At 38.7% G+C, this 12980-nt stretch carries 12 protein-coding genes and 3 pseudogenes; all 15 read right to left on the bottom strand.

The features are described 5' to 3' along the window. A pseudogene (locus ADH27_RS07295) lies at positions 1-260 on the bottom strand (phosphoribosylanthranilate isomerase); the annotation flags it as partial. Between the two features lie 2 nt (positions 261-262). Next, positions 263-436, bottom strand: a complete 174-nt coding sequence (locus ADH27_RS07290) for a hypothetical protein (protein ID WP_239681779.1) — start codon at positions 434-436, stop codon at positions 263-265. A gap of 130 nt (positions 437-566) precedes the next feature. Continuing rightward, on the bottom strand, positions 567-1289 hold the full coding sequence (locus ADH27_RS07285; RefSeq protein ID WP_048717033.1) for a hypothetical protein: 723 nt from the start codon (positions 1287-1289) through the stop codon (positions 567-569). Between the two features lie 159 nt (positions 1290-1448). Then, positions 1449-1718: pseudogene (locus ADH27_RS10560) on the bottom strand (recombinase zinc beta ribbon domain-containing protein); the annotation flags it as partial. A gap of 66 nt (positions 1719-1784) precedes the next feature. After that, complete coding sequence (locus ADH27_RS10555; RefSeq protein ID WP_422664245.1) at positions 1785-2018, bottom strand: recombinase family protein; 234 nt, start codon at positions 2016-2018, stop codon at positions 1785-1787. A 384-nt stretch (positions 2019-2402) separates the two neighbouring features. Continuing rightward, positions 2403-2744, bottom strand: a complete 342-nt coding sequence (locus ADH27_RS07270; protein ID WP_048717030.1) for an NAD(P)H-binding protein — start codon at positions 2742-2744, stop codon at positions 2403-2405. A 76-nt stretch (positions 2745-2820) separates the two neighbouring features. Further along, positions 2821-4131, bottom strand: a pseudogene (locus ADH27_RS07265) (IS1182 family transposase); the annotation flags it as partial. A 72-nt stretch (positions 4132-4203) separates the two neighbouring features. Next, a complete protein-coding gene (gene aguB / locus ADH27_RS07260) occupies positions 4204-5079 on the bottom strand; it encodes an N-carbamoylputrescine amidase (protein ID WP_048717026.1) in 876 nt (291 codons plus the stop codon). A 9-nt stretch (positions 5080-5088) separates the two neighbouring features. Beyond that, positions 5089-6174, bottom strand: coding sequence for an agmatine deiminase (aguA, locus tag ADH27_RS07255; RefSeq protein WP_048717024.1), 1086 nt, complete (start codon positions 6172-6174; stop codon positions 5089-5091). Then, positions 6171-7298 (bottom strand): carboxynorspermidine decarboxylase, encoded by a 1128-nt coding sequence (gene nspC, locus ADH27_RS07250; RefSeq protein ID WP_009730808.1) that lies wholly within the window; start codon positions 7296-7298, stop codon positions 6171-6173. The genes aguA and nspC overlap by 4 nt, the downstream gene beginning before the upstream one ends. Next, positions 7298-8557, bottom strand: a complete 1260-nt coding sequence (locus ADH27_RS07245; RefSeq protein WP_048717022.1) for a saccharopine dehydrogenase family protein — start codon at positions 8555-8557, stop codon at positions 7298-7300. Before ADH27_RS07245 ends, nspC begins: the two co-directional genes overlap by 1 nt. Continuing rightward, complete coding sequence (speE, locus tag ADH27_RS07240; RefSeq protein ID WP_006596119.1) at positions 8554-9414, bottom strand: polyamine aminopropyltransferase; 861 nt, start codon at positions 9412-9414, stop codon at positions 8554-8556. Before speE ends, ADH27_RS07245 begins: the two co-directional genes overlap by 4 nt. Beyond that, on the bottom strand, positions 9415-10869 hold the full coding sequence (locus ADH27_RS07235) for an aminotransferase class I/II-fold pyridoxal phosphate-dependent enzyme (protein ID WP_009730806.1): 1455 nt from the start codon (positions 10867-10869) through the stop codon (positions 9415-9417). Positions 10870-11467: 598 nt separating this feature from the next. After that, positions 11468-12484, bottom strand: coding sequence for a hypothetical protein (locus ADH27_RS07230; protein ID WP_048717020.1), 1017 nt, complete (start codon positions 12482-12484; stop codon positions 11468-11470). Beyond that, complete coding sequence (locus ADH27_RS07225; RefSeq protein ID WP_048717019.1) at positions 12477-12944, bottom strand: hypothetical protein; 468 nt, start codon at positions 12942-12944, stop codon at positions 12477-12479. Before ADH27_RS07225 ends, ADH27_RS07230 begins: the two co-directional genes overlap by 8 nt. Positions 12945-12980 lie beyond the last annotated feature (36 nt).

The following is a 12980-nucleotide window of genomic DNA, read 5'->3' as shown; positions in this document are numbered from 1 at the left end:
AATTCATGCTCATGAATATCTATTAAGACGTAGCCTAAGTCTTTCATCACTTTCATTATCTTGTCCCAGTCATAAATTCTGAGATGATCTGGTGCTTCCCAATCTCTAGGGTCTCCAGGCACATGAATGTCAATGTCAGACGGCCCCCAATTTTCTTTCGTTCTAAATTCCAATCCCAAAGACCCCATCAGTGTCGGTGTAATTCCGGCTCGATTTAAATGGAAACAAATGGTTTTAAATTCTTCAAATAAGAGACTCATGTTTACTCTAAACCTTCCATATAAATGTTCGTTATTTCTACTTTATTACCTTGAACAAAATCATTTTCATTTTCTAGAGTATATCCAGTTATTTTAGATACAAATTCTTTTCCTTCTTTTAAGGACCCAAATGCGACTAGATCTTTATAAGAAGGATTTTGATATAATTCCAACATATACATCTCTAGTCCTTCTGATTTTTGAACGATTATCCACATTTCACTAATAAACTTACACACTCGACATGTGCCGATAGGTGTTACCTATATTATAGAACCAAATAGATACTCAAGATTTGAAATTATATTATTCAACGAAAATATTATCAACATGATCCCATGCCAAATAGTTTATTTTTGTTTTCAAATCAATATTTGGGATGAGGACTATTCGATTCGAAAAAATATCTTGATTATTTGACAATATTTGTTGTAACGTTGCTCTAGGGACTTGTTCGTCATTAGAGTATAGGAGATTAACCTGGTAATACAACTTTAATTTCCCATCTTTATTCTTTTTACTTTTTAAAGCAGTTGACATCAAGTTTTCGATTAATGAAAATGTATTTCCCTCATTACTATTTGGTTTCCAAACAGTTTTATTTGACCACTCTGATTGAGGAAATATATTTTCTTGATTACTAGGGTTAAAATTAAACTTAGGAATATTATAAATCAGTTGATGACCAAGAATGTGTCCAGTTTGAAAAATCGAACTTGGATACTTTGATTTTTTAAATTTTCGCTTCTGATTTTCACGTCTAAGTGAAGATGAATTAATAAGTGCCCGACCTCCCATTGAACAATTATTTCTAAATGAAAAATTTTCTGCAAAATCATACTTGTTGTCAGAGCCAGTTTGAAAAAAATCTTGGTCAAAATCTGAAGTAAATGATGATAGAAAAAATGCCCCATAATGAAAAGTTTTCGCTAAATCATCAAACCTCACAATATTAACTTTTTCTAATACATTTGTACCAACAAATAGTGATTTAATCATTTCTAAACTTGGATATTTGAAATCTGTCATTTATGAACCTCATTAGGTAGTTTTCAATCTTATTATACCACTAAAACAACCAAAAAACTGCAACTTCCCAGTCACAGTCTCTTATAAATCTACCTCAGTTCCTTCAAGGAAAGTTACTACAATTTGTCCATTTTCTGAAATATTTATGTGGTCGAGAACTTAATTCATGGTAACTCCATCAAATTTATCTAAATCTAGTATCTGATACATCTGCTTTGCATAGTGCTTATGGAGAAGATTTGTTCCTTGTTCAAGCTTTTGCCATTTAGCTACCACATCAGATCTATGTTCTTTTATCAGTCCAACCGCTTTCATAAAGGCTTTTTCAATTATTTCCTCATCGATATGATTGTTTAAACATCCAACCCGGCCTTTAATCCTATATCGATTATTACACTGCCATACCTTACATTTACCTCGACTTGTAGTCCAATTTTTTCTACCAAATGCTGAACCACATTCGGCGCAAAATACTTTTGTTGTAAAGGGATTGTTTTACTTCTGTATGATATAAAATTGGAGCTTATGTTGTTCTCTAAATTTCTTTCTTCTTGCTATTTCTAACTGAACAATCTCCCACTTCTCTCTATCTAAGATTGGTTCATGATTGTTCTCGATATAGTATTGATTAACTTGTCCATCATTATCAATTCGTTTCTTCGTCAGGAAATCAACGGTATAGGTTTTCTGAAGCAAAGCATCACCCTTGTATTTCTCATTTTGAAGCATTTTTAGAATTGCCAAAAGACACCAGTTTGCTTTTCCTGACCACCCTTGATACCTTCGGTGTCTAGTTCCTTGGGATTGCTTTTTGGACTGTAGCCTTTAAGGAACTGATGATAGATATGTTTGAGAACCTTTACTTGATCTGGATTAATGACTAGGTTTGCATTCCTATCTTGATTTAATCCCATGAATTTGGTAGTGTTGACACAAACCTCACCATGTTTAAACTTTTTACGACCCCCTTAGTACCTTTTAGAAAGATACGTCACCACTTAAAGAAGAACCGATAGATAGTTAATCCTAGGCCTTTCACTATATTCCGAATTTTTGCTGTTCGAGAATAATTGATAATTCCCCATTCTATATCGGAATAATAATCTTTAGAGTCTACTCTGCGAGCCCTATATTTTCCTGAATATACGAGTTTGGAGACTTAATAATATTCACAACAAAATCGGCAACACTTTTTCGTGAGACAAACAAGCCTTTAAATGGTTCATCACGGTGTGTAATACTGTAGGCAATTTTGTCAGCATTGGTGAGGGAACCTGGGCGAATGATCGTGTAATCAAAGTCTGAAGACTCAATCACTTTTACTAAACGTTGGTGCATTTCAATATATCCTGGATTAAGTTTTTTAAAAGCCGCCAGTGCAATTCGAGAAAATGGCTGTGTTACTTCATTAAGGCTTCCAACACTTGAAATAAAAATAAGTCTCTTTATCTTCATAATTCAATTTCATAATAAAACACCCCAAAAGTTAGATTTTTTCTGTCTAACTTTTGGGGTGCAGTTCACCTATCCATTTCGCCAGTTTTTTGATATTTAAACACGCCAAAGTAAGCCCAACCTGATCCTCCATTTTGGACTTTCCTTTCTCTCTAGTGTATCTCAAATTATGGTACTCCTTAGCCCGCTCAATTGTTTCTTTGCGCTTTTTATAGAGTTCTTTCATTTCTCTTTTGTGACGAATCTCCACACAAAATTCAAGGGCATCTTTCCAGACATGTCTCGTTACTACTTTTTGAAAATTCTTGCTTTGGGTACAAACGGATAATAAAGGACAGGAAACACATACTTTGGGATTACTCTTATACTCACGGTAGCCTTCTCGAGTAGTAGTGCGATAGCTTAATACTTGATTCTCTGGACAGACATAATGGTCATCACTTGCATCATAAACAAAATTACTAGGCCTTAAGTTCCCCTTTACTCCCTTTGGTCGAGTATAAGGGAAGACAGGAATGATATTACGTTCTAACAAATAATGGGCAATAGCTGGGGTCTTGTAACCTGAATCCGCAATAATATAGTGTGGGGAGAATGGCTCTAACTTTGAAAAAAGAGCAGGTAAAGCCTGACTATCATGAACATTTCCTGCTTCAACCGTATAAGCTAAGGCCCATCCATGCTTATCGCAAGCAACTTGAGCAGAATAGGCAAATACTTCCTTGTGTTCACCCTTATGGAAGCATCCACACTCGGGATCTGTCGTTGAGATTTTCTTTTCCTTAGCCTCACTTTCTTTTGCGGGCTTTAAGGACTTTTTTTCGTGTTTTTTCCGATCTAAATCAATCTCAACTGCCAATTGTTCACTCATAAATTTAGCTTGTTGGTCTACCATTTTCTTACGATACTTGTGACTATTAGCTGCCGCTTTGATATGGGTACCATCCACAAATATTTCAGAAGGATCAATTAAACCAGCATACAAAGCATGGTTGAGAACTTGGGAAAAAATCTCAGAAATGAGTTCTTTATCTTGAAAACGACGGCTGTAATTCTTTCCATAGGTAGTAAAATGAGGGACCTTATCATCTAAAGTTAGTCCAAGAAACCAGCGATAGACCACGTTTACTTCAATCTCTTTCATGGTTTGGCGCATGGAACGAATACCATAAAAACATTTGATTAAAGGAATTTTGACTAACATGACGGGATCAAGACTAGGACGACCGTTATTTGGACTATAGGTATCTTCTACCAAGTCATAAATAAAGTCAAAATCAACCTTTGAATCTACTTGTCGAAGAAAGTGATCTTTTGGGAACAATTCGTCTATTGTATAGAAACCATATTGCTTGCGATTATAATCAGGTTTTTCTTAGTGAAACATAGGGAACACCTCACAACTCTTCTTACCTCTATTATACGACTTTCCAAAAAGAAAAGCCTACGATAGGCTTTTTCATCTGACAATATCTTTATACATATCTGGTCTTCTGTCTCTAAAGAGACCCCAATTCAGGCGCTCATTCGCTCCCTTGTCAAGGTCATAAGTAGTTAACAAGATAGCTTCGCCTTGTCGTTCTGCTTGACTTAAAATAGCTCCTGTTTCATCGGTCATAAAGGATGAACCGTAGAAATTAAGACTAGAACTTTGCCCCCCATTTTCCTCACAAGGAGTGACTTCTTCTAAACCATAACGATTGGCTGCAATAACTGGTACAATATTTGCTGCTGCGTGTCCTTGCATGGTACGTTGCCAATGACCACAACTATCTGTATCCAAAATAGGCTCTGAACCAATGGCTGTTGGATAAAAGAGCAATTCTGCGCCATTTAGTGCCAGGCAACGGGCTGTTTCTGGGAACCACTGATCCCAACAAATGCCAATACCAATCTTGGCATAGCGAGTATCCCAGACCTTGAAACCTGTGTTTCCAGGAGTAAAGAAGAATTTTTCTTGATAATAATGGTCATCTGGTATGTGTGTCTTCCGATAAACGCCTAGTACTTCTCCATCTGCATCAATAACAGCAATGGAATTGTATAATACATTACCATCTTTTTCATAGAAACTGATCGGTAAAACGACCTTTAATTCCTTGGCAATCACTTTAAAATGCTGAATAGCCGTATTTTCTGTCACCGACTGGGCATACTGGTAGTAGTCATACTGACGTTCCTGACAGAAATAGGGACGTTCAAATAATTCGGGCAAGAGAATAATTTGGACTTCTTTGTCTGCAGCTTGTCGAACTAAGCGTTCAGCTGTTTGGATATTGGTTTCCACATCCTTAGTGCATTGCATCTGAATAGCTGCAACCGTTACATTTCTCATCTTTTTCTCCTATTCTGGAATTTGTTGGGTAATACAGTGGATATTTCCACCACCTAAAAGAATATCTCTTGCAGGAATTCCGACAACTTCACGGTCTGGGAAACACTGGATCAGAATATTCAAGGCTACTTGGTCGTTTACATCCTGAAATTGCGGCACTAATACAGACTTATTAGCAATGTAAAAATTTACATAGGAAGCTGCTAAACGTTCACCTGCATAGCGTTCTTCTTCGCCTTCTTCATAAGTATAGCCCGGCAAATCATCTTCCGTCACTACTTGATGAATAGCTGGGATTGGAAGTTTATGAATAGTGAAACTTCGACCTTTTGCATCGGTTTCCTTCTCTAAAAGAGCTAGATCTGCTGCAGACATGGCATACTGAGGATCATCTTGGTCGTCTGTCCAAGCTAAAACAACCTCAGCAGGACCAACAAAGGCAGCAACATTATCGACGTGTTCATTTGTCTCGTCTTGATAAATACCGTAAGACAACCAAATAACTTTTTCGGCACCAAGGCTCTCTAGTAAGATCTTTTCAATCTCCTCTTTAGTCAGGTGAGGATTACGACCAGGACTAAGCAAGCAACTTTCAGTCACAAGTATAGTTCCTTGACCGTCACTATGAATAGCTCCGCCTTCCAGTACAAATGGTTTGGCATCGTAAACAGGTATGTCTAAGACTTCTGCAAAGCGACTGGCTACTTGGTCATCTGCTTCATAGTCTTGGTAAAGACCGTCAACAGCACCACCCCAGGCATTGAAAGACCAATCTACCGCTAACTTTTCCCTTTGATCATTGAGGAGAATAGTTGGACCAGTATCACGTGCCCAGGCATCATTTGTCTGAATATCTAGATAAACAACATTGTCTCCAAGATAGGATTGTGCTTCAGATAGATAGTCCTCCTCAACCAAAAGGTAGACTGTTTCCCCCTGAGCAATCGTTTTGATAATCTTGCTAAAAGCTGCTTTAGCAGCCTTTCCTTGAAAAGGCCAAGAACCTGGTCGAGTAGGCCATATCATGAGAGTCCCATGATGGGGTTCATACTCTGCAGGCATCCGATAACCTAATTTCTTTGGGCTGTCCATCATGATAATCTCTCCTTAAAGTCTTGGTAGCCAAATGCTTTGACTAGACTGCACTCACCCTCTTTATCCATGAGATACAAACTTGGAAGCCCAATGCCGTTAAAGGTATTATTTTTGACAAAGGAGTAAATAGCCATGTCTTCAAAATAGAGGCGATCACCGATTTCAATCGGTTTTTCAAAGCTGTAATCCCCAATGATATCCCCTGTAAGACAAGTATTTGAAGAGAGTCTATAAGTATAAGGTTTTTCTTGCGCTTCAAAACCATCTCTCAATGGAGGGCGATAAGGCATCTCAAGAACATCTGGCATATGGCAGCTTGCTGAAGCATCTAACACCAAGGTCTCAATCCCGTTTTCAACAATATCTAAGACTTCTGTCGCTAGATAGCCCGCATTAAGGGCAATAGCTTCTCCTGGCTCGATATAGATGTCAAGGTTATAAGTTTCTCGAATGCGTTTAATCTCAGAAATCAGTAAGTCCACATCATAGTCATCTCTCGTAATATGATGACCACCACCCATATTGAGCCATTTAACTTGATGCAAATAGGCTCCAAACTGCTCTTCTACTGCTTTCAAGGTTGTCTCTAAATCATCTGCCCCCTGCTCACAAAGAGTATGAAAATGAAGCCCGTCAACCAAGTCCAGCAAATCACTAGGTATCTTGTCTGAAGTCACTCCAAAACGAGAGCCAGGAGCACAAGGATCATAAAGCGCGTGGTCACCCTGCGTTGAACATTTAGGATTGAGGCGTAGACCGACACTGATACCAGCTTCACGACAACGTTGACCATATTTTCGTAATTGTCTCTCTGAGTTAAAGACAATATGATCAGATATTTTAAGCAACTCTTCCATATCTGATTCCTTGAAAGCTGGCGCAAAAACATGGACTTCCCCAGGGAACTCTTCTCTAGCTAACTTAGCCTCATAGAGTCCACTAGCCGTCGTACCTGACAGATACTGACTAATCAAAGGATAGGTTTTATAGAGGGAATAAGCCTTTTGAGCCAGTAGAACCTTACAGCCAGTTTTTTCTTGAACCTCTTGTAAAATGCGGCAATTCTCTTCTAATTTTCCTAAGTCAATGATATAAGAAGGTGTTGGTACTTGTTCTAACTTCATTAGTCCACCATTTGTGGATTTTCTACCACAACCCATGGTAAACCGAATTTATTCAAAGCTTCCATGAATGGGTCTGGATCCAACTCTTCAAGGTTATAAACTCCTGGTTGTTTCCAAGTACCATCCATAACTAATTTTGTCCCAATCATAGCTGGAACACCTGTTGTGTAAGAAATGGCTTGTGAACCAACTTCTGCATAGCACTCCTGATGGTCGCAAACATTGTAGATGTAGATGGTCTTTTCAACGCCATCTTTGACACCTGTAAAGATACATCCAATATTAGTTTTACCAACAGTACGTGGGCCAAGGCTTGCAGGATCTGGAAGCAAGGCTTTCAAGAATTGGATTGGTACGATTTCTTGTCCGTTAAAATTAATTGCATCTGTACGAAGGAGACCAACGTTTTCCAAGCATTTCATGTGAGTTAGATAAGATTGACCAAAAGTCATAAAGAAGCGAATTCGTTTAACACCTGGAATGTTCTTTGCTAATGATTCGATTTCTTCATGGTGGAGGAGATACATGTCTTTTTGACCAACTTGAGGGAAATCATACTCACGTTTGATAGACATGGCTTCGACTTCTACCCATTTTCCATCTTCCCAGTAAGAACCTGGTGCAGAAACCTCACGTAGATTGATTTCTGGGTTAAAGTTTGTCGCAAATGGATAACCGTGGTCACCACCATTACAGTCTAAAATATCGATATAGTGGATTTCGTCAAAGTAATGTTTGAGTGCATAAGCTGAAAAGACGCTGGTTACCCCTGGATCAAAACCAGATCCAAGTAAGGCAGTCAGACCTGCTTCCTTGAATTTCTCTTGGTAAGCCCATTGCCATGAGTAGTCAAAGTAAGCTGTAAAACCAAGTTCCTTACAACGTTTCTCATAAATAGCACGCCATTCAGGGTCTTCTGTGTCCTCAGACTCATAGTTGGCAGTATCGATATAGTGGACACCTGTTGCCAAACAAGCATCCATAATAGTCAAATCTTGGTATGGTAGAGCTACGTTCAAAACAGCTTCTGGTTTGTAGCTTTCAATCAAGGCAATCACTTCTTCTACCTTGTCAGCATCAAGAGCAGCTGTCTCAATCTTAGTATTTGTTTTGCCTTCTAATTTAGCTTTCAAGTCATCACATTTTGACTTGGTACGGCTTGCAATCATAATCTCTTTAAAAGTTTCGCTGTCTTGACAAATCTTTGAAATAGCAACCTGGGCAACGCCCCCACATCCGATAACTAATAAACGACTCATTTTCTTCCTTCCTCTTCTTCTAAAATGTCTTCTACATACTTAGGCAACATAAAGGCACCAATATGTAGGTTTGCAGTGTAGTATTCTGTGAAAAGCTGGCGTTTTTTCCAACCTTCCTTGTCAAAATCTTTGACAGGGTGGTATTTTTTAGATGCAAACCCAAATAACCAATAGCCTGCAGGACTGGTAGGGATATGTGCCTGATAAACTCGACTGATTGGAAAGGCTTGATTAACCTTACGGTGCATGCTTCGACAAGCTGACTCATCTTCGTCAAAGAAGGGACTACCATGCTGATAAATCATGATTCCGTCCTCTTTCAAGGCTCTGTAACTATTGCCGTAAAATTCCTTGGTAAAGAGCCCTTCCGTATGGCCAAATGGATCAGTCGCATCGTTAATGATAATGTCGTAATCATTTTCACAGTTTCTCAAAAACCTTAGTCCATTTTGGTAGTAAATAGTAACACGAGGATCATCTAGCCCAGCAGCAAAATCTGGAAAATATTCTCGACAAACCTCAACCAGCATCTCATCTGGTTCCACGATATCGATTTGTTCCAATTCTGGATAGAGTGTTAATACTTGGGCAACACCACCGTCACCGCCCCCAATAACCAAGACTTTCTTTGGATTGGGATGAACAGCCATAGGAACGTGGACGGTCATTTCGTTGTAGACAAAGTCATCTGCATCTGAAAACAAGACATGCCCATTTAAAATCAAAATCTTCCCAAAAGCTGGAGTATCTAATACTTCAATATCCTGCCATTCACTTTTTCCAGCGTAGAGTTGTTTGGCAGTTCTCAATGATAATTTCACATCTGGAGTATGAACTTCAGAAAACCATAAATCCATCTAGTTCTCCTTTCTCTTAATAACGTTGATATGATTGACCTCTGGATCTTCCGTTCCTTGGAGGGAACAACCACGTTCTTTTGCGAATTGGATATAATCGACAAGACCTTGTGTAATTCGTTCACCAGGTGCTAGGATAGGAATCCCAGGAGGGTAACACATGACAAATTCCCCACAGACTTGTCCAACGGACTCGTCCAAGGTTAAGCTTCTTCTCTCTGAGTAGAAGGCTTCCTGTGGAGATAGCACCAACTCTGGTTGGATATATTCGCCAGCGATCAAGTCCTTCCCATCTCGTGAGTATAGTCTCTTGATATCAGCTAGAGCACCAACCAAGCGTTCAATGTCTTGGATACGGTCACCAATCGAAATGTAGGCCAAGATATTGCCAATATCACCAAACTCAATCTGAATGTCATATTCATCCCGTAAGAGATCATAAACTTCAATACCTGTTAGCCCAATTCCCTGAGTGTAAACTGACAGCTTGGTTACATCAAAATCACAAACCGATACACCATCTACTAGCTCTTTTGAGTAGGCATAGTAGCCACCGATGGCATTGATTTCACGACGAGCGTACTCAGATAGCTCAATGACCTTCTCAAATGACTCTTTACCACGAAGGGCCAAATTGCGGCGTGAAATATCCAAACTAGACATTAACAAATAGGATGCTGATGTTGATTGGGTCAGGTTAATGATTTGACGCACGTACTCAGGATTCATCTGATCGCCAACTAAAAGAAGCGAACTTTGAGTCAAGCTACCACCAGACTTATGCATAGATACGGCTGACATATCTGCTCCAGCGTCCATAGCAGATAGAGGAAGTTTATCTGTAAAGTGGAGATGAGCACCGTGTGCCTCGTCTACTAAGACTTTCATTCCTGCAGCGTGGGCCATCTCTGTTAGCCCCTTTAAGTCTGAACAAATCCCATAGTAGGTAGGATTGTTGATTAAGATAGCCTTGGCATCCGGATGGTCCTTAATAGCTTGTGCCACACGATCATTTTCAAGTCCCAAAGCAATACCGATTTTGGGATCCACACTCATCTCGATATAGATGGGAATAGCTCCACATAAAACGAGTGCATTGATGGCTGATTTATGGACATTTCGTGGTAGGATGATTTTATCACCTGCTTTACAGGTGGAAAGAATCATGGTTTGCACGGATGAGGTTGTCCCGCCAATCATTAAAAAGGCATGGGCAGCTCCAAAAGCCTCTGCTGCTAGCTCTTCTGCATCTCTGATAATCGAAATAGGATGCCCAAGATTGTCCAAGGGCTTCATAGAATTGACATCAATACCAACGCATTTTTCCCCTAAAAGTTCAACTAACTCTGGATTCCCACGGCCACGCTTATGACCCGGTACATCGAAAGGAACAATCCTTTTCTTTCGTAACTTAACTAACCCCTCATAAATGGGAGCTTGGTTCTGATTTAACATTATGAAGACATACTCCTTTACTTTATTTTCTACACCTGAGCTAAAATCAGGTGTTATAGGAAACTTATGAAAAAAGAGCAGGTTGGCACCTGCTCTACAATCTACTGACGTGTTTATGTTTGTTTCTTTTGAGTATGTCTGTTCCTGATGTTTCCTAACTCTCTAGTAGCAAATATTACGTACTTTATTGATCGTTTCACAAGATGACGTGTGCTTTCACCACACTAACAAATGTATACGAATTAGAACTAATGTCCTAACATCAACTTATAAAAGTAGGCTTTTAACCCTATCAATAATGTGGCTTTTCAACCACGCTTCGGCATTCAACCCTGCCTGTCCGTAGGCATTTTTTACTCGGGTTTATATTTGCTAGAAAACATCATCTCATTTTCTAAGCTTCATCAATATATCATGTTTTCAGAGACTTGTAAAGTATTTTCAGAACTTTTTTAAAACAATTTAATATTTAGTTCGTGTAATTTATTCAACCCAGAAATAGAAATCGTTTTAAATTTAAATCAAAAACAAAAAAAGGAACTAAATAAATTAATTCCTTTAGATAGGCATAAGCAAAATCAACTATTCAAAATCGTATTTACTCATCACGCGCTACTTTGGCAGCTAGTTTAAAATCAGTCATCAAATAATTTTCATCTAGACGGATAAGACTATAATACTCATTCCAAAATAGAGAGTCACTGTTACTTGACCACTGTAATCCATACCATAATTGAGTGACATCACTTGTATTTGATGGTGGGATTGACCATAGATGCTTTTTGAAAGTTTCTTGAACACGTGGAACATCAAGTCGACTAGTCAAGTCGAGTTCATCCAATTTCAAAGTGATAGAATGTTTCTTAGCTGCTTCAATGCTATCCTTGTTAAATCGAACCTGAATAACCTTAGAATCTTCTAGAACCACGTTCTTATCTTCTGCCCCGTAAAAGGAAATACTCCCAAGAACTATGCCATCTTTTGCAAAGAGATAGGGAGCGTAGGGAACAGCATTGCTATCAAGTCTGAAGCCTTTTTCGATAGTGACTGATTTATCTCCTGAATACTTTTTGAAACTGCCATCTGTCAGGAGTTCTTCGTAGTCGCTACCACCATCACCTTGTCTTACATAGATATCAAATCCAGCTTCCATCAGGTCACTTGCTTTGGTTTCTGCTAACGTAATTTTACTTTCATTAATTTGCAAAATTGGTGCTTGAGGTGGCAAACCAATCGTGAGATTAAACATGACTCCTACTAGAAAGACCATCAAGGTTATAAGGAGGGCAAGTAATGACTTTCCAGTCCTTTTTCTTGCATTGAAAAGGGCCATTAGAGCAGGTAGGAGGATCATTTTAGCTAAAATAGAATTCCCCACACCCCCTCTATTTAAGGTCTGAAAAGCAAAGATCCCTGCGATTGCAATCAGGGACAGGTAGACCAAAATCTCGCCTAGACCCAGTTTTTCTGTTCGAGTTTGTTGGTTTACAGGGGATTCGTACAATGACTGTCCATTCTCTTTCCTCTTTTTTAGAAAGAGATAAAAGCCCAGACCGAGTAGCAGATTAAAAATTGCAAAAGCAATTAAAGTACCTATAATCACCGTTCTACCCATGGCTCTCTACTCCTTTATGTTCTCTCTCAAATCTGATCTTTCTCTTTAATGTCAAATTCCCAATCAATAAAACCATTAAGAAGAAGGGGCTGCCTTCTATCAGCACAATGGGTAAAGCCACTAGAGCAATCATCAAAAAACTAGCTTGCTTTTGACGCCAACTACCGCCCCATTCTCTGTTTATCAGTTCACCTAAATAATCGATGTAGTCAGTAAACCAAGTCAATAAGGGATTTTGAAAATCATTGAGCCTTAGGTAAATGAACATAGCAGAATATAGGAAAACATAAAGAATTCCAAGGACTAGAATAATCTTTTGACTAGTTCGAGTAGACTCTAGAACGATTTTTTCTCTCTTCTCTGGTTTTATTTCCTTGAGACTTGGATTCTTACAAGAGAGTTTTTCAAATCTATAGGCCAGAAATCGGTAGAGATAATACTTTTTTATATCACGCTTCATAAAATCCCCAATCTAAGAAGGACATTCAATTATAAA

It is taken from the genome of Streptococcus sp. 343_SSPC (genome assembly GCF_001072385.1).
Lineage (GTDB): Bacteria > Bacillota > Bacilli > Lactobacillales > Streptococcaceae > Streptococcus.
The sequence above is the reverse complement of the archived record's forward strand: the minus strand, read 5'-3'. Positions and strand labels throughout refer to the sequence as shown.

Excerpts from the sequence above, each read along its gene's own strand:
- ADH27_RS07290 (WP_239681779.1), bottom strand. The coding sequence starts at position 436 with ATGTTGGAATTATATCAAAATCCTTCTTATAAAGATCTAGTCGCATTT.
- ADH27_RS07285 (WP_048717033.1), bottom strand. The coding sequence starts at position 1,289 with ATGACAGATTTCAAATATCCAAGTTTAGAAATGATTAAATCACTATTT.
- ADH27_RS10555 (WP_422664245.1), bottom strand. The coding sequence starts at position 2,018 with ATGCTTCAAAATGAGAAATACAAGGGTGATGCTTTGCTTCAGAAAACC.
- ADH27_RS07270 (WP_048717030.1), bottom strand. The coding sequence starts at position 2,744 with ATGAAGATAAAGAGACTTATTTTTATTTCAAGTGTTGGAAGCCTTAAT.
- aguB (WP_048717026.1), bottom strand. The coding sequence starts at position 5,079 with ATGAGAAATGTAACGGTTGCAGCTATTCAGATGCAATGCACTAAGGAT.
- aguA (WP_048717024.1), bottom strand. The coding sequence starts at position 6,174 with ATGATGGACAGCCCAAAGAAATTAGGTTATCGGATGCCTGCAGAGTAT.
- nspC (WP_009730808.1), bottom strand. The coding sequence starts at position 7,298 with ATGAAGTTAGAACAAGTACCAACACCTTCTTATATCATTGACTTAGGA.
- ADH27_RS07245 (WP_048717022.1), bottom strand. The coding sequence starts at position 8,557 with ATGAGTCGTTTATTAGTTATCGGATGTGGGGGCGTTGCCCAGGTTGCT.
- speE (WP_006596119.1), bottom strand. The coding sequence starts at position 9,414 with ATGGATTTATGGTTTTCTGAAGTTCATACTCCAGATGTGAAATTATCA.
- ADH27_RS07235 (WP_009730806.1), bottom strand. The coding sequence starts at position 10,869 with ATGTTAAATCAGAACCAAGCTCCCATTTATGAGGGGTTAGTTAAGTTA.
- ADH27_RS07230 (WP_048717020.1), bottom strand. The coding sequence starts at position 12,484 with ATGGGTAGAACGGTGATTATAGGTACTTTAATTGCTTTTGCAATTTTT.
- ADH27_RS07225 (WP_048717019.1), bottom strand. The coding sequence starts at position 12,944 with ATGAAGCGTGATATAAAAAAGTATTATCTCTACCGATTTCTGGCCTAT.